Here is an 874-nt window from a genome sequence, read left to right as displayed (position 1 = left end):
CTGCGAAAAGGCAGCTGAATCTCTTCATCATGCAGAACGGAATTGCACACAACGGACTGATACTTCTCTGGCGGATGAGAGAGGGGAAGCATTTATGTCCGGGAAAAACCACTTTATCTGACCATGCTGTTTTGTACCTGCCGGTATCCACATTTGTGGGTACCGGCTTTTTTATTCACCCTCTGTAAGGAAAAGCTGATGAAACGACATCTGAACACCAGCTACAGGCTGGTATGGAATCACATTACGGGCACCCTGGTGGTGGCTTCCGAACTGGCGCGCTCACGGGGAAAACGCACCGGTGTGGCGGTTGCGCTGTCTCTTGCTGCTGTCACGTCAGTCCCGGTACTGGCTGCTGACACGGTCGTACAGGCGGGAGAAACCGTGAGCGGCGGAACACTGACAAATCATGACAACCAGATTGTCTTCGGTACGGCCAACGGAATGACCATCAGTACCGGTCTGGAGTATGGGCCGGATAACGAGGCCAATACCGGCGGACAATGGATACAAAATGGCGGTATCGCCAACAACACTACTGTCACCGGTGGTGGTCTTCAGAGAGTGAATGCCGGAGGAAGCGTTTCAGACACGGTTATCAGTGCCGGAGGCGGACAGAGCCTTCAGGGGCAGGCAGTGAACACCACTCTGAACGGCGGTGAGCAGTGGGTACATGAAGGCGGGATTGCAACGGTTACCGTCATTAATGAGAAGGGCTGGCAGGCCGTCAAATCCGGCGCAGTGGCAACCGACACGGTTGTGAATACCGGCGCAGAAGGGGGACCGGATGCAGAAAATGGTGATACCGGGCAGTTTGTTCGCGGAAATGCCGTACGTACCACCATCAATAAAAATGGTCGTCAGATTGTGGCTG

2 protein-coding genes are annotated in these 874 nt (G+C 54.3%); both read left to right on the top strand.

Annotated elements, in window-relative coordinates:
* A partial coding sequence (locus tag FTE26_RS08900; RefSeq protein ID WP_050481483.1) for a hypothetical protein occupies positions 1-188 on the top strand: 188 nt, incomplete at its 5' end.
* 10 nt (positions 189-198) lie between these two features.
* Positions 199-874: ESPR-type extended signal peptide-containing protein (locus FTE26_RS08895; RefSeq protein ID WP_271098878.1), on the top strand; the 676-nt coding region annotated here is incomplete at its 3' end.

This window comes from Escherichia sp. S10b, assembly GCF_028421345.1.
Classification (GTDB): Bacteria; Pseudomonadota; Gammaproteobacteria; order Enterobacterales; family Enterobacteriaceae; genus ECMA0423.
This window is presented reverse-complemented; position numbering and strand designations above follow the sequence as displayed.